At 41.3% G+C, this 19,409-nt stretch carries 20 protein-coding genes; 6 read left to right on the top strand and 14 right to left on the bottom strand.

Going from position 1 to position 19,409, the window contains the following annotated elements; all coding sequences use genetic code 11:
* Positions 1–68: 68 nt before the first annotated feature.
* The 3 genes from ilvC to ilvB form a co-directional block, all read right to left on the bottom strand.
* Positions 69–1,061, bottom strand: a complete 993-nt coding sequence (gene ilvC, locus QPK24_RS07060; protein ID WP_285747376.1) for a ketol-acid reductoisomerase — start codon at positions 1,059–1,061, stop codon at positions 69–71.
* A 236-nt stretch (positions 1,062–1,297) separates the two neighbouring features.
* A complete protein-coding gene (gene ilvN / locus QPK24_RS07055; protein WP_201450698.1) occupies positions 1,298–1,780 on the bottom strand; it encodes an acetolactate synthase small subunit in 483 nt (160 codons plus the stop codon).
* A 3-nt stretch (positions 1,781–1,783) separates the two neighbouring features.
* Positions 1,784–3,508 carry a biosynthetic-type acetolactate synthase large subunit gene (gene ilvB / locus QPK24_RS07050; RefSeq protein ID WP_407082998.1) on the bottom strand — a complete coding sequence of 575 codons (1,725 nt, stop codon included), beginning with the start codon at positions 3,506–3,508 and terminating at the stop codon, positions 1,784–1,786.
* A 595-nt stretch (positions 3,509–4,103) separates the two neighbouring features.
* On the opposite strand from ilvB, the gene QPK24_RS07045 reads away from it, so the two are divergent.
* Positions 4,104–4,556, top strand: a complete 453-nt coding sequence (locus tag QPK24_RS07045; protein WP_285747372.1) for a GNAT family N-acetyltransferase — start codon at positions 4,104–4,106, stop codon at positions 4,554–4,556.
* A 51-nt stretch (positions 4,557–4,607) separates the two neighbouring features.
* Here QPK24_RS07045 and QPK24_RS07040 read toward each other — a convergent pair whose 3' ends face one another.
* The 9 genes from QPK24_RS07040 to QPK24_RS07000 form a co-directional block, all read right to left on the bottom strand.
* Positions 4,608–5,030 carry a hypothetical protein gene (locus QPK24_RS07040; RefSeq protein WP_285747370.1) on the bottom strand — a complete coding sequence of 141 codons (423 nt, stop codon included), beginning with the start codon at positions 5,028–5,030 and terminating at the stop codon, positions 4,608–4,610.
* Between the two features lie 146 nt (positions 5,031–5,176).
* Positions 5,177–6,151: an ABC transporter permease gene (locus QPK24_RS07035; RefSeq protein ID WP_285747368.1), complete on the bottom strand. Its 975-nt coding sequence runs from the start codon at positions 6,149–6,151 to the stop codon at positions 5,177–5,179.
* A 2-nt stretch (positions 6,152–6,153) separates the two neighbouring features.
* Complete coding sequence (locus QPK24_RS07030; protein ID WP_213531990.1) at positions 6,154–7,233, bottom strand: ABC transporter permease; 1,080 nt, start codon at positions 7,231–7,233, stop codon at positions 6,154–6,156.
* Positions 7,226–8,764, bottom strand: coding sequence for an ABC transporter ATP-binding protein (locus QPK24_RS07025; protein ID WP_285747363.1), 1,539 nt, complete (start codon positions 8,762–8,764; stop codon positions 7,226–7,228). The genes QPK24_RS07030 and QPK24_RS07025 overlap by 8 nt, the downstream gene beginning before the upstream one ends.
* A gap of 161 nt (positions 8,765–8,925) precedes the next feature.
* Positions 8,926–9,960 (bottom strand): BMP family lipoprotein, encoded by a 1,035-nt coding sequence (locus QPK24_RS07020; protein WP_285747360.1) that lies wholly within the window; start codon positions 9,958–9,960, stop codon positions 8,926–8,928.
* A gap of 462 nt (positions 9,961–10,422) precedes the next feature.
* Positions 10,423–10,782, bottom strand: a complete 360-nt coding sequence (gene rplT / locus QPK24_RS07015; RefSeq protein WP_160032823.1) for a 50S ribosomal protein L20 — start codon at positions 10,780–10,782, stop codon at positions 10,423–10,425.
* Positions 10,783–10,855: 73 nt separating this feature from the next.
* The gene (gene rpmI / locus QPK24_RS07010; RefSeq protein WP_160032822.1) at positions 10,856–11,056 is read right to left on the bottom strand and encodes a 50S ribosomal protein L35; all 201 of its coding nucleotides are present in this window, start codon (positions 11,054–11,056) and stop codon (positions 10,856–10,858) included.
* A 30-nt stretch (positions 11,057–11,086) separates the two neighbouring features.
* Positions 11,087–11,581 (bottom strand): translation initiation factor IF-3, encoded by a 495-nt coding sequence (gene infC / locus QPK24_RS07005; protein WP_160032821.1) that lies wholly within the window; start codon positions 11,579–11,581, stop codon positions 11,087–11,089.
* A gap of 263 nt (positions 11,582–11,844) precedes the next feature.
* Positions 11,845–13,083 carry a glycosyltransferase family 2 protein gene (locus tag QPK24_RS07000; RefSeq protein WP_285747358.1) on the bottom strand — a complete coding sequence of 413 codons (1,239 nt, stop codon included), beginning with the start codon at positions 13,081–13,083 and terminating at the stop codon, positions 11,845–11,847.
* 558 nt (positions 13,084–13,641) lie between these two features.
* Here QPK24_RS07000 and QPK24_RS06995 point away from each other — a divergent pair.
* On the top strand, positions 13,642–14,169 hold the full coding sequence (locus QPK24_RS06995; RefSeq protein WP_160032819.1) for a phosphatase PAP2 family protein: 528 nt from the start codon (positions 13,642–13,644) through the stop codon (positions 14,167–14,169).
* A gap of 55 nt (positions 14,170–14,224) precedes the next feature.
* Entirely contained in the window at positions 14,225–15,358 is a 1,134-nt protein-coding gene (locus tag QPK24_RS06990; RefSeq protein ID WP_285747354.1) for an MGDG synthase family glycosyltransferase, read from the top strand.
* 67 nt (positions 15,359–15,425) lie between these two features.
* Here QPK24_RS06990 and trmB read toward each other — a convergent pair whose 3' ends face one another.
* Positions 15,426–16,175: a tRNA (guanosine(46)-N7)-methyltransferase TrmB gene (trmB, locus tag QPK24_RS06985; protein WP_160032817.1), complete on the bottom strand. Its 750-nt coding sequence runs from the start codon at positions 16,173–16,175 to the stop codon at positions 15,426–15,428.
* Positions 16,176–16,324: 149 nt separating this feature from the next.
* Positions 16,325–16,522 carry a hypothetical protein gene (locus QPK24_RS06980; protein WP_160032816.1) on the bottom strand — a complete coding sequence of 66 codons (198 nt, stop codon included), beginning with the start codon at positions 16,520–16,522 and terminating at the stop codon, positions 16,325–16,327.
* A 302-nt stretch (positions 16,523–16,824) separates the two neighbouring features.
* Between QPK24_RS06980 and QPK24_RS06975 the strand changes: the two genes are divergently transcribed.
* From QPK24_RS06975 to QPK24_RS06965, 3 genes are read left to right on the top strand one after another with little or no spacing between them, the layout of a single operon-like run.
* Complete coding sequence (locus QPK24_RS06975) at positions 16,825–17,775, top strand: tRNA modification radical SAM protein MnmL/YtqA (RefSeq protein ID WP_285747349.1); 951 nt, start codon at positions 16,825–16,827, stop codon at positions 17,773–17,775.
* 3 nt (positions 17,776–17,778) lie between these two features.
* The gene (locus QPK24_RS06970) at positions 17,779–18,363 is read left to right on the top strand and encodes a tRNA 5-(aminomethyl)-2-thiouridylate-methyltransferase MnmM (protein WP_285747347.1); all 585 of its coding nucleotides are present in this window, start codon (positions 17,779–17,781) and stop codon (positions 18,361–18,363) included.
* 57 nt (positions 18,364–18,420) lie between these two features.
* A complete protein-coding gene (locus tag QPK24_RS06965; RefSeq protein WP_285747345.1) occupies positions 18,421–19,392 on the top strand; it encodes a type I phosphomannose isomerase catalytic subunit in 972 nt (323 codons plus the stop codon).
* Positions 19,393–19,409: the final 17 nt, after the last annotated feature.

The following is a 19,409-nucleotide window of genomic DNA, read 5'->3' as shown; positions in this document are numbered from 1 at the left end:
CACGCATAATCGCACGGCCGCTTAGGAAGAAATATTTTAAATCATTATTTTTCGGGTAAGATCAATTCTTATTTATGAGTCCAGTGCATCATTTCACGCAATTGACTACCAACGACTTCAATCGGGTGATTTGCTTCATTACGGCGAGTAGCTGTCAAGAATGCACGACCTGATTGGTTCTCGAGAATAAAGTCACGAGCAAATTTACCTTGTTGGATGTCAGTCAGAACTGCTTTCATAGCTGCTTTTGTATCTTCTGTTACAACACGAGGACCTGTAACATAGTCACCATACTCAGCTGTGTTGCTGATCGAATCACGCATGCTTGCAAGTCCGCCTTCATACATCAAATCCACGATCAGTTTAAGTTCGTGCAGACATTCGAAGTATGCCATTTCTGGTGCATAACCTGCTTCTGTTAGTGTTTCAAATCCTGCTTTTACGAGTGCACTTACACCACCGCACAATACTGCTTGTTCACCGAACAAATCAGTTTCGGTTTCTTCACGGAAAGAAGTTTCGATAACTCCCGCACGAGTACAGCCAATTCCTTTTGCATAAGCAAGACCAATTTCTTTCGCTTTACCTGTTGCATCTTGTTCGATTGCGATCAAACCAGGTACCCCAAAACCTTCTACATATGTACGACGAACCATATGTCCTGGAGATTTAGGAGCCACAAGCAATACATCGCTATCTTTAGGAGCAACGATTTGACCAAAATGAACGTTAAAACCGTGAGAGAACATGATGGTAGCGCCTTTTTTCAAGTTAGGCTCAATTTCGTTTTTGTATACGGAAGCTTGTGTTTCATCCGGCATCAAAATTTGAATAACATCAGCACGGCTTGTTGCCTCTGCTACGGAAAGTACTTCAAAACCATCATTTTGAGCCGTTTGGAATGATTTACCTTCACGCAGACCAATTACTACATTTAGTCCACTGTCACGTAAGTTTTGTGCCTGAGCGTGTCCCTGACTACCATATCCGATTACGGCGATGGTTTTACCTTTCAATACACCTAGTTCTGCATCCTGTTCATAGTACGTTGTAACTGCCATTGTTAAAGTCCTCCTTTGTATTGTAAAGAAACCCTGCATGAATGAGCGGGTGTTTCAAGGGACTATTCTCCTAAACTGCTTATCATCGTCTTAGTTATGAAGTAGCAGTAATCCCCTCAAACCCCCGCCCATTCTTCAGGACTGTGATTTCCTGTCGCGGTGAATGACTAAATTATAATTTTAAAAAAGAGAATGAATGACAATTCCATGAATTAACTATTCATCCTAATAATTTTTTATACATTGCCTCTAATCATTGCGGTAACTCCGGTTCTGGATAATTCACGGATTCCGTAAGGCTTCAGAAGCTCAATCATTGCATCAATCTTATCTGTATCCCCTACAACTTGTACCATCAATGAGGTGTTTCCGATATCCACGACTGAAGCGCGGAAAGTCTCAACGAGTCCCATTACTTCTGGTCGTTCTGAAGGATCTGCTTTTACTTTTATCAACGCTAGTTCGCGTCCTACCATTGGATTTGAACTAAGATTGACTACCTTAATTACATCAATTAATTTGTAAAGTTGCTTCTCAATTTGCTCGAGTAATTTGTCGTCTCCAAGTGTTACAATGACCATTCGAGATAAACCTGCTTCTTCCGATTGACCTACTGTAATACTTTCGATGTTAAATCCACGGCGACCGAACAGACCTGATACCCGTTGAAGTACTCCTGGCTGATCGTTTACCAGCACGGCAATCGTATGTCTATTCATGATTTATGCATCTCCCATCAGCATTTGATCAATTGTCGAACCCTGCATTACCATCGGATATACATTTTCGTCCTTATTAACTACAAATTCGACAAGTACAGGACCATCCGTATTCATTGCTTCTTCCCAAACTTGCTGAGCTTCCTCTTTGTTTGTTGCACGCAAGCCTTTTACTCCGTATGCTTCGGCCAATTTTACAAAATCAGGACTACCGGCTAAATCAATATGGCTATATCGATTTTCATAAATTAATTCCTGCCACTGTCTAACCATTCCAAGTACCTGATTGTTAATGACTACAATCTTAACCGGAATTTTGTTTATCGCGCAGATGGCAAGTTCTTGAGAACACATTTGCATTCCGCCATCTCCATTGATGGAAATAACCAGTCGATCTGGATGAGCCATTTGTGCACCAATCGCAGAAGGGAAACCAAATCCCATGGTACCAAGCCCGCCAGAAGTAACCCATGAACGCGGTTGATTAAATTTGTAATATTGCGCAGCCCACATCTGATGTTGACCTACATCTGTTGTAACAATGGCGCTGCCATTTGTGGTCTCATTCAACATTTCAATAACCCACTGTGGTTTTAAGACTTCATCTGAATCTTTGTAATGATAGAGACGATCGCCTTTCCATTCTTTGATCTGTTCCCGCCATGCATCTGCCTTATCGGCACGAGCTGCATCTTGATTAAGAATTTCTAATACGGTTTTTACGTCACCCACAATTGGAATATCGGCAGCGACGTTTTTGCCAATCTCAGCTGGGTCAATATCGATGTGAACAATTTTTGCTTTAGGTGCAAAACCATCCAGCTTACCAGTAACCCGGTCATCAAATCTTGCACCGATACAGATTAGGAGATCTGCTTGTTGGATAGCTTGATTTGCTGTATAGGTTCCGTGCATACCCGGCATCCCCATCCACAATTCATGACCGCTTGGGAAGCCTCCCAGTCCAAGAAGTGTAGTTGTAATCGGAATTTCCGTTTGCTTAACAAATTCATACAGTGCTTCATGTCCTCCCGAATATACAACCCCGCCACCAGCTAGAATCACTGGACGTTCTGCTTCTTGAATGGCTTGTTGCAGTTTATCAAGCTGAATCCGGTTTGGAATTACTTTCGGATTGTAAGCTCTCATCTGCACTGGTTCGGTATGCGGTTTAAAAAGGGTCTTCGCTGAAGAAATATCTTTAGGGATATCAATGAGTACCGGCCCTTTTCTACCTGTGTTTGCAATATGGAATGCTTCGTGAATGACGCGAGGCAAATCTTCAACATCACGTACCAGATAACTATGTTTCGTGATTGGCATGGTGATCCCCGTAATATCAGCTTCTTGGAATGCATCGGTACCAATCAGGGTTGAAGCGACATTTCCTGTGATGACAACAAGAGGTACGGAATCCATATACGCTGTTGCAATTCCGGTAACAAGGTTCGTAGCGCCCGGACCTGAAGTAGCAATACACACCCCAACTTTTCCACTTACTCGTGCATAACCATCAGCCGCATGAATAGCTCCTTGTTCATGGCGTGTAAGAAGATGATTGAAATCTTCGAATCCATGCATCGCATCATAAATATAAAGTACTGCACCGCCTGGATAACCAAACACACATTCAACACCTTCAAGAAGCAAGCTTCGTAGCAAGATATCCGAACCGGTAATGACTTCCGGCTTCATCCATTTTTCTCGTAGTTGATCTGTTGACCGCATTTCAGAATTATGTGCATTCACTCTAAGATCTCCCCCTTCTAAAAAACTACATTGAACTTGCAAACTAGAAAATAAAAAAACCTCTCATCTCAAGCGGACACAATATGTGCCTCGCAAGGGACGAAAGGTTGTTTCTTCCGTGGTACCACCCAGTTTTGTCGGATTCCTCACAGAATCTGACCTTAGCAAGTAGAAGAATAGTAAGGGAAATAACCCCACCCCATCTTCTTACCTAGTCTGTAACGTAGACTTTACGATTTTCCCTAATAAGCAAATGCCTTTCAGGAAAACAGCTCCGAGGTGAGCTCGTATATAAGGGATTATGGTGGAGCTTGCAGCATATTCCGTCCACTCTCTGAGCATAAGCGCCCTTACAACTTCGTCCTCATCATTGCCGATGAACTATAGCGGTTAAATGTTAGGAACATTATATGATTCATTTATGGAAATAGTCAACACTTTATTTTTCAAAAGTATTACAGTTTTTGGACAAACCTTGCTGTAACAACTGTTTTGCCCTGGAAAACAGCACCTGTTGTCCCGTCTATACATATACTATTTCAACAAAAACTTGCTCAACAAGGAGGTATTTTCCATGATTCGAAATCGAAGACCTAAACAAGATGACTCTGCTATCATGGACCTCATTAAAACCCAATTGGTCCCTCTTTCTCACATGAGCAAGCAGGACATCGATCAAGTCATAAAAGAAATCCCCTTCAGATTATCAAGGGGAATTTCTTTGGTATCCTCTTCGACATACGATTCAGATTTATTTGGCTTCATTCACTTTATGATGCATGGGGATCTGCTTTATATCGACATGATGGCTGTCTCGCCAAAACAGCAGAGGAAGAATCACGGTAGAGAATTGTTACTCAAAGCAGAACAATTTGGAATCTCACGAGGGTGTAAAAAATCAAAAGTGATGGTAGACGAAGGCAACCATAAAGGAGTGCTTTTCTATAAGAAATCGGGTTACGAATTGATTCGTTATATGGACATTGGCCGTTGTTATGAGATGGGAAAGAATTTAGAAATTTATTGAAATGAATGAAAAGAGTGACTTTCAGGAATCAGGTATGATGCAATGGATTTTCTAGTAGAAAAATTTATTTTTAAATCCATATCCGCCTCCAAAACCTGGGCCTGGGCCCGGTCCTGGACCTGGTCCATATCCATAACCTCCGCCTGGTTTGCCACCGTAGCCATAACCGCCGCCAGGATATCCGCCGCCCTGGTAGCCTCCTCCATTATACCCGCCTTGGTAACCGCCACCGCCATATGGACCGCCAAAGCCGCCCCCTGCAAAAGGTAATGTTCCAATTGCGAGAAGATCAAATAATACCAAAGGAAGAATGGCCCGGGTAGCTGCCTCTTTTCCACCCACTGGTTCGAGTATAAGTTTATTACCCGATACAGATACCAGCTTGCCTGCAACCTGTGTTCCATCTTTCCGAAGTGCTACAATTTCCTGTCCAATCCATTTTTTCGCTTCATTAGCGCTCACAGATTTACTCATCTTTCTCCCTCCTTCTGAGTAGAATTCACTATTATTTTATTCATAGATCAGAGATTTGCCTGTTCCTATGTCCTGCATGTACAAAAAAACCCGAAGGTGCACACATAAATGCGAACACCTTCGGGTTATCTGTCCATTTTCTAATATTATCGTTTGCCTGGATCGTATGGTTGACCGAGTGCAGCAGGAGCAGAAGAGCGACCTACGGCAGCGACCAATACGACAATGGTAAGTACATACGGCAACATGAAAATAATTTCCTGGGGAATAGCCTGAGACCATTCGAATATTTGAATATAGTTACGAACGGCTTGAGACAATCCGAAGAACAAGGCAGCACCAAATGCACCAATCGGATTCCACTTACCAAAGATCATCGCAGCAATTGCAATGTATCCTTGTCCGGAAATGGTATTGTGTGAGAATACTCCTGTTGTAGTAAGAGTCAGTGTTGCACCACCAATCGCTGCTAGTGCTCCACTAATCATAACTGCAACATATCTATATTTCGTTACGTTAATTCCCATTGTATCTGCGGCACTAGGGTGCTCCCCGACTGAACGAAGACGCAGTCCATAAGGCGTTTTATACAGGAAGTAGTAAGCAATAATAACGAACAATATAGCCAAGAACGTAGTCGGATAATGATTAATAAATACACTTCCAAAGAACGGAATTTCAGCTAACTTAATACCGAACAAAGTTGGATCCCATTTTTCAAAACCTAAAATAAGCGGAGTTTCCCCCGAACCATCAAAGAGTAACTTAACCATATATAGGGTACTTCCTGCCGCCAGGAAGTTAATAACGATACCACTGATAATTTGGTCTGCTTTAAATGTAATCGAAGCTACTGCGTGAATAAGAGATACAATCAGTCCAAATACGGCAGCAGCAATAAGACCGATCACCGCTGCGGCTCCTCCCGACATGCCTGCATCTTGTGCATAGTGAGCCGTAACACCTGCTGCAAAAGCTCCGAAAATCATAAAACCTTCGATCCCGAGATTTGTTACCCCGGAACGCTCGGAAAAAATACCGCCTAGCGCAGCAAAAACAAGCGCAGTTGCGAAAACGAGTGTAGTATTAATCAGTTGTCCAGAAAGGGTTATGAAGTCCATGTTTACAACACCTTCTCTTTCTTGCGCTTGGAGTTAAAGGGTTTAAGCACCCAGCGCACAATCCCTTGTGCAGCTATAAAGAAGATGATCGAACCGATTACGATTCGGATCAATTCCGGTGGAACATCCGCAGCAAAGCTCATTCCGGAAGAACCATAGGTTAATCCGCCAAATAAAATGGCTCCTAGTACAACACCAAGTGGATGATTCATACCAATCAGAGCAACGGCAATTCCGTCAAATCCGATACCTGGAGAACCTTGGAACACCGTTTGATATCCAAATACCCCTAGTACTTGGAACGCACCGCCAAGACCAGCAAATATCCCACTGATAAACATCGCTTTTACTACATTTCGGTTTACTCTCATCCCGGCATATTGTGCGGCATGATGGTTGAAACCAACGGCACGCAGCTCAAAACCTTGCTTCGTCTTCCACATGAAAATATAGAAAAACAAGGCTGCGACAAGAGCAATTAACGTTCCCCAGTGAACACGTGAATTGTTCATCAGTTCAGACAACCAGCCGATCGCGATCGACGCACTAGGCTGAATTTGCTCTGAGCGATTCTCACCAGGCATAAGTAAGAACTGTCTGACTACAAGATTAGCCATATAAAGAGCAATCCAGTTCATCATAATACTGGTGATAACTTCGTTAACTCCGCGTGTCGCTTTAAGAAAACCCGCTACAGAAGCCCAAAGTCCACCTGCAATCGCCCCAGCAATGAGAGCAAGCGGTGCATGAATGATTAAGGGTAAACTAGTAAATTTAATTCCGATAAACGTAGCTGCGGTCATACCTACGATATACTGACCTTCAGCCCCGATATTAAACAAACCTGCTCGTGAAGCAAAAGCGAAAGCGAGACCCGTCATTAGGAGCGGAGTCATCTCACGAATTGCCTCACCAAAGTTATAGGTACTTCCAAAAACTTTATCAATCAGTGCACCATAAGCGGTAATAGGATTATATCCACCAATCAGCATAACGAATGCACCCAAGAATAGACCCATAATAATAGCGACTACAGGATAGATAAATGAGTCCTTCGTAAACCATTTTAATACATTATTCACCCGCTGCACCTCTCTTCTTCATGCTGCCTGCCATCATAAGTCCGAGTTCTTGATCATTTGTTTCCTCTGGCAGGACTTCACCTACGATATGTCCTTCATAGATAACAGCGATCCGGTCTGATACATTCATAATTTCATCTAGTTCAAAAGAAATAAGAAGAACAGCTTTCCCTTGATCGCGCTGAGCAATGAGTTGTTTTTGTACAAATTCAATTGCACCAACGTCAAGTCCGCGTGTCGGCTGTGCAGCGATAAGCAGGTCCGGATTTTTATTCACTTCTCTCGCAATAATCGCTTTCTGCTGATTACCACCAGAGAGTGCACGAGATTTCGTATCAATGCTTGGTGTTCTAACATCAAATGCTTCTACCAATTTCACCGTATGCTTATCGATCTCTTTAAAATCCAAGAAACCTTTCTTTGAAAATGGTTCTTTGTAGTAAGATTCGAGTACCATATTTTCACTTACAGAGAAGTCAAGTACCAAACCATGTTTATGACGATCCTCCGGTATATGGCCTACACCTGACTCTGAAATTTTACGAGGAGTTTGATTCTTAATCTCTTTGCCGTTGAGCTTGATACTTCCTGAATCAACTTTACGCAGTCCAGTAATAGCCTCGATCAGTTCACTTTGACCATTACCGTCTACCCCGGCAATTCCGACAATTTCGCCAGCTCGCACTTTCAGATTCAATTGATCAAGAACAGCGATGTGATCTTGATTCTTGGATGTAAGATTTTGAATATCCAGAACTACTTCTTTAGGCTCGGCCTGTTTCTTATCTACCTTGAAAGTCACTTCTCGTCCTACCATTTTAGCTGCTAGATCATTTGGAGAAGTTTCAGAAGTTTTAACCGTATCAATTACTTTCCCGCGGCGGATAATGGTAACCTTATCTGATATCTCCATAATTTCTTTCAGTTTATGAGTAATCAAAATAATGGACTTTCCTTCAGCAACGAGCTTCTTCATAATCACAAGCAATTCCGTAATTTCCTGTGGTGTTAGCACTGCTGTTGGTTCGTCAAAGATGAGAATCTCTGCTCCTCGATACAGTGTTTTAAGAATTTCAACACGTTGCTGCATACCTACAGATATATCTTCAATCTTGGCGTTTGGATTTACTTGTAATCCATACATCTCTGATAAACGTGTAACCTCTGCTACTGCCTTTTTATAGTTAATACCCAGCCCTTTTCTTGGTTCAGAACCCAGTATAATATTCTCAGCTACAGTAAAAGGTTGCACCAGCTTAAAATGCTGATGGACCATTCCAATTCCCAGTTCAATTGCTTTGTTTGGACTATCAATTAATACAGGCTTGCCGTTAACTTCGATGCTGCCTTCATCAGGCTGATACAATCCAAATACAATATTCATCAACGTTGATTTACCCGCACCATTCTCCCCTAGCAGCGCATGGATTTCACCCTTGTGCAGCTGCAAACTTATGGAATCATTGGCGACAATACCTGGGAAGCGTTTTGTAATTTGCTTTAACTCTACAACAGGAGTTGCTGCACCCATGAGATCACCCTTATATAGAATTTATTAGTAATTATGGCCCTAGACGTGAGAACAAGGCTAGTTCTAATAACCAGCCTTGTCATTATGCTTATTTACATCGTATCTACTTTTACGTAAGAAACAGTAAAACTTGAACTACTCAGTTGTACTACTTAGTTATACTACTCAGTTGGAACAACAATTTCGCCGCTGATGATTTTTTCTTTATACTCGTCAACGAGTTTCAGAACATCTTCAGGAACGTTAGCTGTTGAAGTCTCAGCAATACCTACAGCGTTGTCGGCAAGGTCAAGCTCTTCAATTCCACCCTCGAAAGTACCGTTTACTAACTCAAGTGATACTTTTTTTACTGCTTCGTCTACTTTTTTGATCATGGACGTCAGTGTGATTTCATCACCAAACTCGATAGATTGGTCTTTATCTACACCGATTACCCACACATCTTGGCCGGATTTTTTACGGGAGAGACCTTCGTTAAACACCCCAGTACCTGTAGCACCAGCAGCGTGGAAAATAATATCTACTCCATCGTTGTAAAGTGTTGCTGCTGCCGTTTTTCCTTCGTCCGGTTTATCAAAGTTACCAGTGTACGTAGGAATAAACTTAGCATCAGGATTTACAGCTTTAACACCTTCTCTAAAACCAACTTCGAATCTCTTGATAAGCGGACTATTCATACCGCCGACAAAACCAACTTTATTTGTTTTTGTCATTTTACCAGCGATCACACCTACGAGGAAAGAACCTTGTTCTTCTGCAAAAGTAACAGATTTCACATTTGGTGCATCAACAACGCTGTCAATAATCGCTAGATTTGATTCTGGGTTTTGTTCAGCTACCGTTTTAATTGCATCGGCCAGTTGGAAGCCAATTCCCCAAGTAAGATTATAATTGTTTTGTACGAACTCGTTTAGGTTTGTGTTATAGTCACTATCCGATTTACTCTGCAAATATTTAACTTTTGCGCCTGATTCCGCTTCTACAGCTTGCAGAGCTTCCCAAGCAGATTGGTTAAAGGATTTGTCGTTTACACCGCCGACATCCGTTACCATACCGATTTGTACGTCAGATTTTGCTGCTCCTTCGTTACCATCGCTACCTTGCGAGTTACTGCCACTGTTGTCATTACCGCAACCGGCAAGTGCAACTGATGCTGCAAGGATCATACTTAGAGACAAACTCAATACTTTCTTCATCTTGGAATTGTTCCCCCTTAAAATATTGCCTTCTTGATTCTTTCGTTCGCTCATCTACCTGCCACAATTCATTTTGAATCTAAATCGAGGCGTTTGTAGTTTAACCGAATGAGAAGTTCAAGTAGGACTGTCCTACTAGGTGTGATTATACAATCATCCTTTTTTAAAATCCAGCAGTTTCATCACTTAATTTTAAGTTTTTATAGGAAAAAAGTAATGTAAGCGTTTTTACTTTCGTGATTTAACACGTTAATGTAACTTACATGTGACTTTCCTTGCCATATAAGTATCTTTATCATCCCTTTTACTTCCTTAAGTCCCAATTATTATTTGCACTATTTTAGGTATTATACAAAGAGAATGATTTAGCACATTATGTCAGAAGACCTAGTTCATTTATGTAAATGAACTTAAAGATGTCCATAAAAAAGCCGCCTATAACGGCGGCAACATATTATTAAATTATGCGTTCACTTTTTCTTTAGCTACAACAGCCAAAGAGTTGAATGCATTGATATCGTTCACTGCAAGATCAGCGAGCATTTTACGGTTCATGTCTACTCCAGCGAGTTTCAAACCGTGCATGAATTTGCTGTAAGACAATCCGTTCATGCGAGCTGCTGCATTGATACGAACGATCCACAATTTACGGAAGTTACGTTTTGTAGTACGACGGTCACGGTATGCATATACCATGGATTTCATTACTTGTTCATTAGCAGTTTTAAAGATACGGTGTTTAGAACCAAAATAACCTTTAGCAAGTTTCAATACTTTTTTATGACGACGACGAACAACGAATCCGCCCTTTACTCTTGCCATATTAGAAGACCTCCCAGAAAATATATATGTTTAGTAGTTATACTGCTTACATGCAGTTGTTGGCATTACGCGACTATTTAAGGTTAGCTAAACCTTGTTTCAAACGTTTAACATCTCCAGGTGCCATTACAGGGCTACCAGCAAGAACGCGTTTTGTACGTTTGGATTTGTGGGAAAGCAAGTGATTTCTGTATGCTTTGTAACGTTTCACTTTACCAGTACCTGTAATTTTGAAACGACCCTTCAGACTGCTGTGAGTTTTCATTTTAGGCATTTTGTATTTCCTCCTCCAAGTTTAACTGGCTCAAGCTTTAGGAGCCAAAATCATAATCATGCTTCGACCTTCAAGTTTTGGTTGGCGTTCGATGCTGCTGATCTCAGCAACTTCTGCTTTAACGCGTTCCAAAATCTTTTGACCGATATCCGCATGGGCAATCTCACGTCCGCGGAAGCGGACGGAGCACTTCACTTTGTCGCCGTCCTTCAAGAACTTAACTACATTGCGAAGTTTTGTTTGGTAGTCGTGTTCCTCAATGTTAGAACGGAACCATACTTCCTTAATGTCCACAATCTTTTGATTCTTGCGTGCTTCTTTTTCTTTCTTTTGTTGCTCATAACGGAACTTACCGTAGTCCATAATACGACATACCGGCGGTTTCGCTTGCGGTGCTACATTCACCAAGTCTAAGTTGAGATCTGCAGCCATCTGCAATGCTTCGCGAATTGGTGTTATTCCAATTTGCTCCCCTTCAGCTCCAACCAAACGAACTTCCTTCGACCGAATTTCATCGTTAATCATGTGTTCTTTACTAATAACTGTCCACCTCCATGTCGTTATCGATACCCATTCGAAAAAAATAGGGATGCCGGTAGGCTACCGACATCCCTGAACAATCGTCAATTCTTCATGAAAAATCAAGTTTCATAAATCATTGGGATCGTACCCGTCAGCTTCAGCCGATCAGGTGAGAAGTCGTACCTTCTTCTTATGATTCCGTAAACAATCACTTGATTAATATAACATAGCTTATCAAAACCGTCAAGCATAAAATCTATATTTTTTTATCCCTGTTTGCTTTGTACTTCTTCCAAGCGAACAACACGTGTATGCTTCGTGTGGCTCCACTGTTTGTTATTCTGTGTAAAGAACGCGTACAGCGTAATTGGATACCAGGATAATAGGTAGATCGGGAACAAGATAAGTGAGGTATACACCTTCTTGATTTTCACCTTCTCCAGTGCAAGAGACGCTAGGAACGTCACAACGTTTGCCAAAATCGCAGTAAATCCTACCCATAATGGCAAGTATCCGTAAATATTGATGATATTCGGACCTTTAAACAACGTAATATCGATCAAGCTGACCGCCGTCATCAGAAACGTCAGTAATACGACATACACGTTCGCACTATATACAGCAAGGTCAAATTTAACCAAGCTGCCCTGTTTGATACTCTTCCAAATCAGCGGGAAGAAATATCTTCTTGCTACCGTGAAGTGACCTTGCATCCAGCGTAGACGTTGTCTTGCAGATGCTTTGAACGTAAGTGGCTTCTCATCGAACACCTTCGCGTCATAGTTGAATACAGGATACACATCACGTTCAACAGCACGCATCGTAAACTCAAGATCTTCTACCAGGGATGTAGCTCCCCAGCCCATTTCTTTAAGGAGTTTACTTTCAAAACACATACCCGTACCACCTAAAAAGTTAGCCATATTCAGGTTATGACGGGACAACTGCCACAAACGGTTAATATACCAGTAAGAAATACCGTAAGCAGCTGTAATCCAGGAGTCTTCCGGATTCTTAGTATCGATATATCCTTGGATAACGCGAGCTCCGCGATTTAAATCATTATTCATTTCTTGAAGGAAATTTGTAGCTGCCAAATTATCTGCGTCAAACATAACGATTGCATCATATTGTTTTGGCATGCTCCATAGTTCTTTGAGCATCCATTCAATCGCATAACCTTTACCGCGTTGTTCTGGGTTCACTCTGACACAAGCATTCATTCCATGTTCTCTAACAATTTCAGCTGTATTATCTGTACAGTTGTCACAGATTACAAACACATCGTACAACTCTTTTGGATAATCAAGCTTCTTCATATTCTCAAGCAATGCTCCAATAACTTCTGCCTCATTGTGAGCAGCAACCAATACAGCAAATGACTTGTTCGGCGGAAACTGTTGTTTCTTTTTCTTTTTAATCAGACCGAACAGAGAAAAACTAAACTGATACACAGCAAGAAACGCCAAGATCACTTGGAACGTCACAAATATCGCATTAAACATTTGTTCTCTGCTACCCCCTCTTTAATATGAGCTTCTCTTTTTTTACGCACATCTTTTTTTTTGTAGTACATGACCCGTTTTTTGTTTCTTTTCTATATCTTCACCACTATTCTTAACTGCCTACTCGATTTTGTATGCTTTCTGAAGTTTTGTCAAAATCCTCAAATGACAGCATCTCGGCAATAAAGCGTTCTTTTGGGCTGATTTCGCTAAAAGAACTACTTCAAGCCTTCATTCAAAGCAGTTAAGTCTTATTTTCATCCATTTACGCGTTTTTTATTTGATCTTTTCCTTCTTCATTTTTATTTATTTCTAAATGCAGGAATAAGATCTAAATATTAAACGCAAAAAGCAGGAAAAAGGTTTAAACAAACCTTTAAACTTTTTAAACCAGAATCAGTGGCTTGAATCATTTTATATTTTTTTCTTGAGTAAAGTCAAAAGCACTGTTTTTTTACAGGGTGTAAATGGGTTATTATTGAAAGGGATAACATTTAAAAATGTGATAAACTAGGATTAATACTTATTGTGGACGCAATTGATGCAGGGGGATGTTATATGAGCCGTTTTTTCGTAAGACTACAAGCATTCGAACAAAAAATTTTTATGTGGATTAACGGACGTCTTCATAACCGTTTCCTGAATTTTTGGCTTTACTACTTAACTCATTTGGGTGGGGCAACGTTTACGATTGCAGCTTCTCTTCTCATAGCTACACTCGCACCTCAGCCATGGAAACAAGCTGGTTATATGGCTTGTGCCGCCTTAGCGATTAGTCATATCCCTGTTGCAGCAGCAAAGAAGCTGTATCCTAGGATTAGACCTTATCTAGCGCTGCCTGGTACAAATACGTTTCGTAATCCCTTATCTGATCATTCTTTCCCGTCCGGTCATACCACCGCGATTTTTTCTGTCACGGTTCCTTTTATGATGATCGTACCCAGTGTAACCTCCGTCCTACTGCCATTAGCAAGCATTGTTGGTTTCTCAAGAATTTATCTTGGATTACATTATCCTTCTGACGTACTCGCTGGAGCAGTAATTGGGACTTCCGTTGCACTCGGAACGGTTGCATTTTGGCCATAATGTTTAGTATCTTTGAATGACAGAAAACAAAGAGCAAGGAACAGGTGAGCTGAGAGTGACCAAAAAAAGAGTGTTGTTATTATCTGAAGGTTTCGGAGCCGGACATACTCAAGCAGCATACGCACTCTCGAGCAGTTTAAGGAGACTCTCATCTGATGTGCAGACGAAAGTGCTTGAATTAGGGAGTTTTCTCAACCCGCATGTTGCTCCCCTCATTATAAATGCTTACAAAAGAACGATTACAAAACAACCCAAGCTTGTTGCACTTATGTATCGAAAACAGTATAAAAAACCAATTAATCGTTTCGCAACGCTCGCATTACACAGGCTGTTTTACACCCATACTAGAAGCATTGTAAGACAGCTTAAACCTGATATCATTGTTTGCACTCATCCAATACCAAGTGCTGTCATCGCTCGTCTTAAGCGCCTTGGAGTTGAGGTTCCGTTATGTACGGTTATTACGGACTACGACGTTCATGGAACATGGATCAGCCCAGAAGTTGATCGTTATCTCGTTTCAACCACGGAAGTCCAGCTCAAGCTTATAAACCGCGGTGTTCCAAAAAGTAAAATTCAGGTAACCGGCATTCCGGTCCATCCTAATTTTTGGGAACATCCAAGCCGTGAAGAGATCCGTCTCAAATTTGAGCTGAAAGATATGCCTACGGTTCTAGTTATGGATGGCGGCTGGGGTCTGATGACCGATGAAATTGTCAATGAGTACCTTGCTCAGTGGCAACAACAGGTTCAATTAATCTACGTGCTGGGGAATAACGACAAAGCGAGAGCCCATATGGAGCAAAATCCTCTTTATCAAAAACCCAACATCCATATCATGGGATTCACGAGAGAAATCGACAAGCTAATGGAAGTATCCGATGTTCTAGTGACGAAACCTGGCGGAATGACTTGTTCAGAAGGACTCGCTAAAGGAATTCCAATGCTGTTTCATAACCCCTTACCGGGTCAGGAAGAAGAAAATTGTCTGTATTTCACAGAACAAGGACTTGGTGAACCCATCACTTCTTTAGAAGTTGTCGAGAAATGGATGAACCGTCTTCTTAGTGAGTATGAGACCATTGTCGAAACAAGAGAGCGTCATTTAAAAGAGATTGAAAAATTCCACCCGATGCAGAGTGCAAAAAGCATCATTGAAATGGTAGAAACAAGAAAGGTGCCTTTCTAAAAAGGCACCTTTCTTATTTTCCACTATTCAAATCTTATGAGGACAGGCAAGTAAATATTCCCATTTTTTAATTTTGTTCTGGGTCTTGTTTGCCTGTACTTTCTGTTAAACGATACTTCTTCAGACGCGAAGCATTATATTCAGCAAGGGCTTGTTCTCCGATAATAACCTCTACGCGGTGAATGTTCATTCCTTTGCCCATAAATTTCTGTTCATATTCGGTCATTACATGCTCTTCATTGATTCCATCCCGGTGCAAGTTAAGAGAGATATTCGTCATTTGAAGACCATAATCAGCAAATGAGTTAAGTGAAAACTCAAATAGAGTCTCCGAGTCCGTCTTGAAGTGAATCTGCCCCAAACTATTCAGCACCTCTTTGTACTTATCAAGAAAACGCGGATGAGTCAGTCTTCTTCTTGCATGTTTGGATTTAGGCCACGGATCACTAAAGTTTAAGTAAATCCGTTCCACTTCCCCTTTTTCAAAGACATCAAGAATATCTTCAATGTTTGCGAGTGCCAATTTAAGGTTTGGCGGAGTTTCGACACCTTCTGGCTCCCAAGCTGATCTAGCCTTATCACTTGCACGACGAACAAGTTCATCATACATATCGATTCCGATATAGTTGACTTCCTTGTTGCGATAACTCATCTGACTGATAAACTGTCCTTTACCCATACCGAATTCCACGTGAATTGGTCTATCGTTTCCAAACAATTCTGACCATTTCCCTTTATAATCAGCAGGATTCAGAATAACAAGATCTTTTTGTTCTTCTAAATTTTCGCGAATCCCTTTTCTGCCCCTTAAACGCATAATTCTCCTCCGTTATATAAAAAATTCATCGGCATTAATTGTGCCTAAATATCAGTGAAAAGTAAAGATAAAAGAAAAAGGAATTACACACTGTACCCAATAGGCACGGCATATAATTCCTTTTTCATTTATTTGGAATTGGGGTCCAACTACTTTAACAGTTCATAGTCTACCTTATCTTGGGTAGAAAAATCAAATGTCTTTTCGAAGGCTCTGCGTATTTTTTTCTTAGCAATTGTTTCTACTTGCGGGTTGTTATTGAACCTTACTCCCGTAAGTGCTAGTGCTTCATCCGCTGTAAGCTCAACCGTTACTTTGTGCTGTCCTGCTTTTATTATCGAATTCATGTTATCACCTCATTATTAGTATGGCCGAGACGAGCAAAATGTATGAATTCTAGCGAAATTTGTAAGCAATAATATTAAGGTCTGACCTAGTTATAATATAACATTACTGTGTAAGGTTTACAATAGGAAAGCGCTTATTTTTTTAATTTTGTCTGTGATCTTTTTCTGTATTATTTGGGAGATGAATTCCCTTTTTGTAAAGCTTTTTGATACAATGGTAAAGGTTATCGTTAACTCATTTTCAACTTTATCTTTTTATATTTATATACAGAAAGAACTTAGTCAAAAGGAGCAGCACTACAATGAATTTACCAACTTCCTCCCCACTACTCTGGGGAGATAAACGATTCCACACATGGAACTATGAAATGCGGGAGCAGTTTGACAATAAGGTATTTAAAGTCATGCTTGACGCTGGTTTTACTTGTCCGAACCGAGACGGCTCGATCGCCAAAGGCGGCTGTACGTTCTGCAGCGCGAGAGGGTCTGGCGATTTTGCGGGATCAAGACGAAACGATTTGGTAACGCAGTTTAATACGATCCGCGATCGCCAGCATCAAAAGTGGCCGAATGCAAAATACATTGGTTATTTCCAGGCGTATACAAACACTTATGCTCCTGTTGAAGAACTGCGAGAATATTTTGAAGTGATTTTAAAACAGCCGGGAGTCGTTGGCTTATCGATCGCGACACGTCCCGACTGTTTACCAGATGACGTGGTTGAGTATCTTGCTGAACTCAATGAACGGACCTACCTATGGATTGAAATGGGTCTGCAGACGATCCATGATTCAACTTCACAGTTAATTAACCGGGCACATGATACAAAATGCTATATTGAAGCTGTTGAAAAGTTAAGAAAACACAATATCCGTGTATGTACACACATTATTCACGGACTTCCTCAAGAGACCCATGAAATGATGCTTGAGACAACAAGAGCAGTAGCAAACATGGGTGTACAAGGAATCAAGATTCATCTTCTTCATCTTATGCGCAAGACACCGATGGTAAAACAATACGAAGCAGGTCTTCTTCGTTTTCTGGAGCAAGATGAATATATAAAACTTATTGTAGATTCACTGGAGATTTTGCCGCCGGACATGATTGTTCACCGCCTAACCGGGGATGCTCCAAGAGATCTTTTAATTGGTCCCATGTGGTCCCTTAAAAAGTGGGAAGTATTAAATGGTATTGACGCCGAGCTAAAAGCTCGTAATACTTGGCAAGGGAAATACTGGAGGGGATATTAATTTATGGGTTTTCGATCCATTCTTAGTTGTGCACATCTTTGGACAGCGGAGAGGCTGCGTCCTGGAGACACAGCTATTGATGCTACAGTAGGGACAGGAGCAGACACTTTATTTTTGGCACGGACCGTTGGATCTAAGGGGCACGTCTTTGGCTTTGATATCCAAGAACAAGCAATTGACCTTGCAAAAAATAGATTTGCGGGTGCCGCTGATCAAGATAAATTTGCTCCCGTTACCTTTTTTAGACAAAATCATGGGGATATGAGAAATTATATCCCTTCCCATTTCCATGGTCATATCGGGGCCATCATGTTCAATCTTGGATATCTGCCGGCGGATCAAGCTGATCCTTCTGTTATTACGCTTACTGCAACTACGATTTCTGCTTTGGAAGTATCCCTTGATTTACTTCGACCCAAAGGAATCCTGACTGTCGTATTGTATCCCGGACACAAAGGCGGCGATGAAGAAGCACATGCAGTTAGTGAATGGGCTGCAAAACTTCCTATAGCTATTGGTCAAGCAGTTACATACAGACAGTTGCAGAGAGCTACTTCCCCTTATCTCATCGCTATTGAGAAAAAGTAACAGAATCTAATATGGGTAGAAGAAAGACTAAATTCATATCATAAGGAGAGAATAATCATGCATAAGCCTTACCCGTTGCAATTTCAGCCCGAGTTTAAGGAAAGAGTATGGGGCGGTCGTGCTTTAGAACAATTTGGTCTTACGATACCTGATGGACATATTGGGGAAGGTTGGATGATTGCTGATCATCCCAATGGAACAACAAAAGTGCTTAACGGGGAACTCGCTGGTCTTGGACTTGACGAAATAAGAGAAACATACGGACGGGATTGGCTTGGTAACAAGGGAGTTTCCGAACAAGGAGGCCGCTTCCCTCTACTCATTAAGTTGCTTGATTGTAATGATGATCTATCCATACAGGTTCATCCTACCGATGATTACGCGGGACTTCCAAAAGGAGAACTCGGCAAAACAGAAATGTGGTATGTGCTTGATGCCAAACCGGATGCAAAAATTATATATGGATTAAAAGAAAATGTTACTCACGATCAGCTTCGTGATGCGCTAGAAAACGGTACGGTAATGGATACCCTGCAGGAAGTCCCCGTAGAAGCAGGAGACTCCTTCTTTATCCCAGCAGGTACGGTTCATGCCTTATGTGCCGGCGTGTTAGTTGCTGAAATTCAGCAAAACTCTGACACAACCTACCGTATTTTTGATTACAACCGACCTGGTCTTGACGGCAAACCTCGTGAACTTCATATCGAAGATTCTTTAAACGTAACCGTGTTCAAAAATACAGGAGCTACTTCAATGAAAACAAATCAGGCTGTTCCTGGTGAATGGCTTACTCTTGCTTCCTGCCCTTATTTTGTCGTTGAAAAAGGAATGGTAAATCGTTCTTGGAACCTGTCGACTAGTGAAGATAGTTTTACGATCCTCGTTGTCTGTGAAGGCAGCGGTCAATTATTCTGGAATGATACGGAAGTACTTGATCTAAAAGCGGGACAGTGTTATTTACTGCCTTCTAGCCTGGGAAATTACCAACTTGATGGAAATACAACGGTTTTACGCTCTTATCTCCCCTAATTTATTATTTTCATTAT

Origin of the sequence: Paenibacillus polygoni, assembly GCF_030263935.1 — a bacterium.
GTDB lineage: Bacteria > Bacillota > Bacilli > Paenibacillales > Paenibacillaceae > Paenibacillus > Paenibacillus polygoni.
Note: the sequence above shows the minus strand (reverse complement) of the source record. Positions and strands in the feature narration are given on the sequence as shown.

Excerpts from the sequence above, each read along its gene's own strand:
- ilvC (WP_285747376.1), bottom strand. The coding sequence starts at position 1,061 with ATGGCAGTTACAACGTACTATGAACAGGATGCAGAACTAGGTGTATTG.
- ilvN (WP_201450698.1), bottom strand. The coding sequence starts at position 1,780 with ATGAATAGACATACGATTGCCGTGCTGGTAAACGATCAGCCAGGAGTA.
- ilvB (WP_407082998.1), bottom strand. The coding sequence starts at position 3,508 with ATGCGGTCAACAGATCAACTACGAGAAAAATGGATGAAGCCGGAAGTC.
- QPK24_RS07045 (WP_285747372.1), top strand. The coding sequence starts at position 4,104 with ATGATTCGAAATCGAAGACCTAAACAAGATGACTCTGCTATCATGGAC.
- QPK24_RS07040 (WP_285747370.1), bottom strand. The coding sequence starts at position 5,030 with ATGAGTAAATCTGTGAGCGCTAATGAAGCGAAAAAATGGATTGGACAG.
- QPK24_RS07035 (WP_285747368.1), bottom strand. The coding sequence starts at position 6,151 with ATGGACTTCATAACCCTTTCTGGACAACTGATTAATACTACACTCGTT.
- QPK24_RS07025 (WP_285747363.1), bottom strand. The coding sequence starts at position 8,764 with ATGGGTGCAGCAACTCCTGTTGTAGAGTTAAAGCAAATTACAAAACGC.
- QPK24_RS07020 (WP_285747360.1), bottom strand. The coding sequence starts at position 9,960 with ATGAAGAAAGTATTGAGTTTGTCTCTAAGTATGATCCTTGCAGCATCA.
- rplT (WP_160032823.1), bottom strand. The coding sequence starts at position 10,782 with ATGGCAAGAGTAAAGGGCGGATTCGTTGTTCGTCGTCGTCATAAAAAA.
- rpmI (WP_160032822.1), bottom strand. The coding sequence starts at position 11,056 with ATGCCTAAAATGAAAACTCACAGCAGTCTGAAGGGTCGTTTCAAAATT.
- infC (WP_160032821.1), bottom strand. The coding sequence starts at position 11,581 with ATGATTAACGATGAAATTCGGTCGAAGGAAGTTCGTTTGGTTGGAGCT.
- QPK24_RS07000 (WP_285747358.1), bottom strand. The coding sequence starts at position 13,083 with ATGTTTAATGCGATATTTGTGACGTTCCAAGTGATCTTGGCGTTTCTT.
- QPK24_RS06995 (WP_160032819.1), top strand. The coding sequence starts at position 13,642 with ATGAGCCGTTTTTTCGTAAGACTACAAGCATTCGAACAAAAAATTTTT.
- trmB (WP_160032817.1), bottom strand. The coding sequence starts at position 16,175 with ATGCGTTTAAGGGGCAGAAAAGGGATTCGCGAAAATTTAGAAGAACAA.
- QPK24_RS06980 (WP_160032816.1), bottom strand. The coding sequence starts at position 16,522 with ATGAATTCGATAATAAAAGCAGGACAGCACAAAGTAACGGTTGAGCTT.
- QPK24_RS06975 (WP_285747349.1), top strand. The coding sequence starts at position 16,825 with ATGAATTTACCAACTTCCTCCCCACTACTCTGGGGAGATAAACGATTC.
- QPK24_RS06970 (WP_285747347.1), top strand. The coding sequence starts at position 17,779 with ATGGGTTTTCGATCCATTCTTAGTTGTGCACATCTTTGGACAGCGGAG.
- QPK24_RS06965 (WP_285747345.1), top strand. The coding sequence starts at position 18,421 with ATGCATAAGCCTTACCCGTTGCAATTTCAGCCCGAGTTTAAGGAAAGA.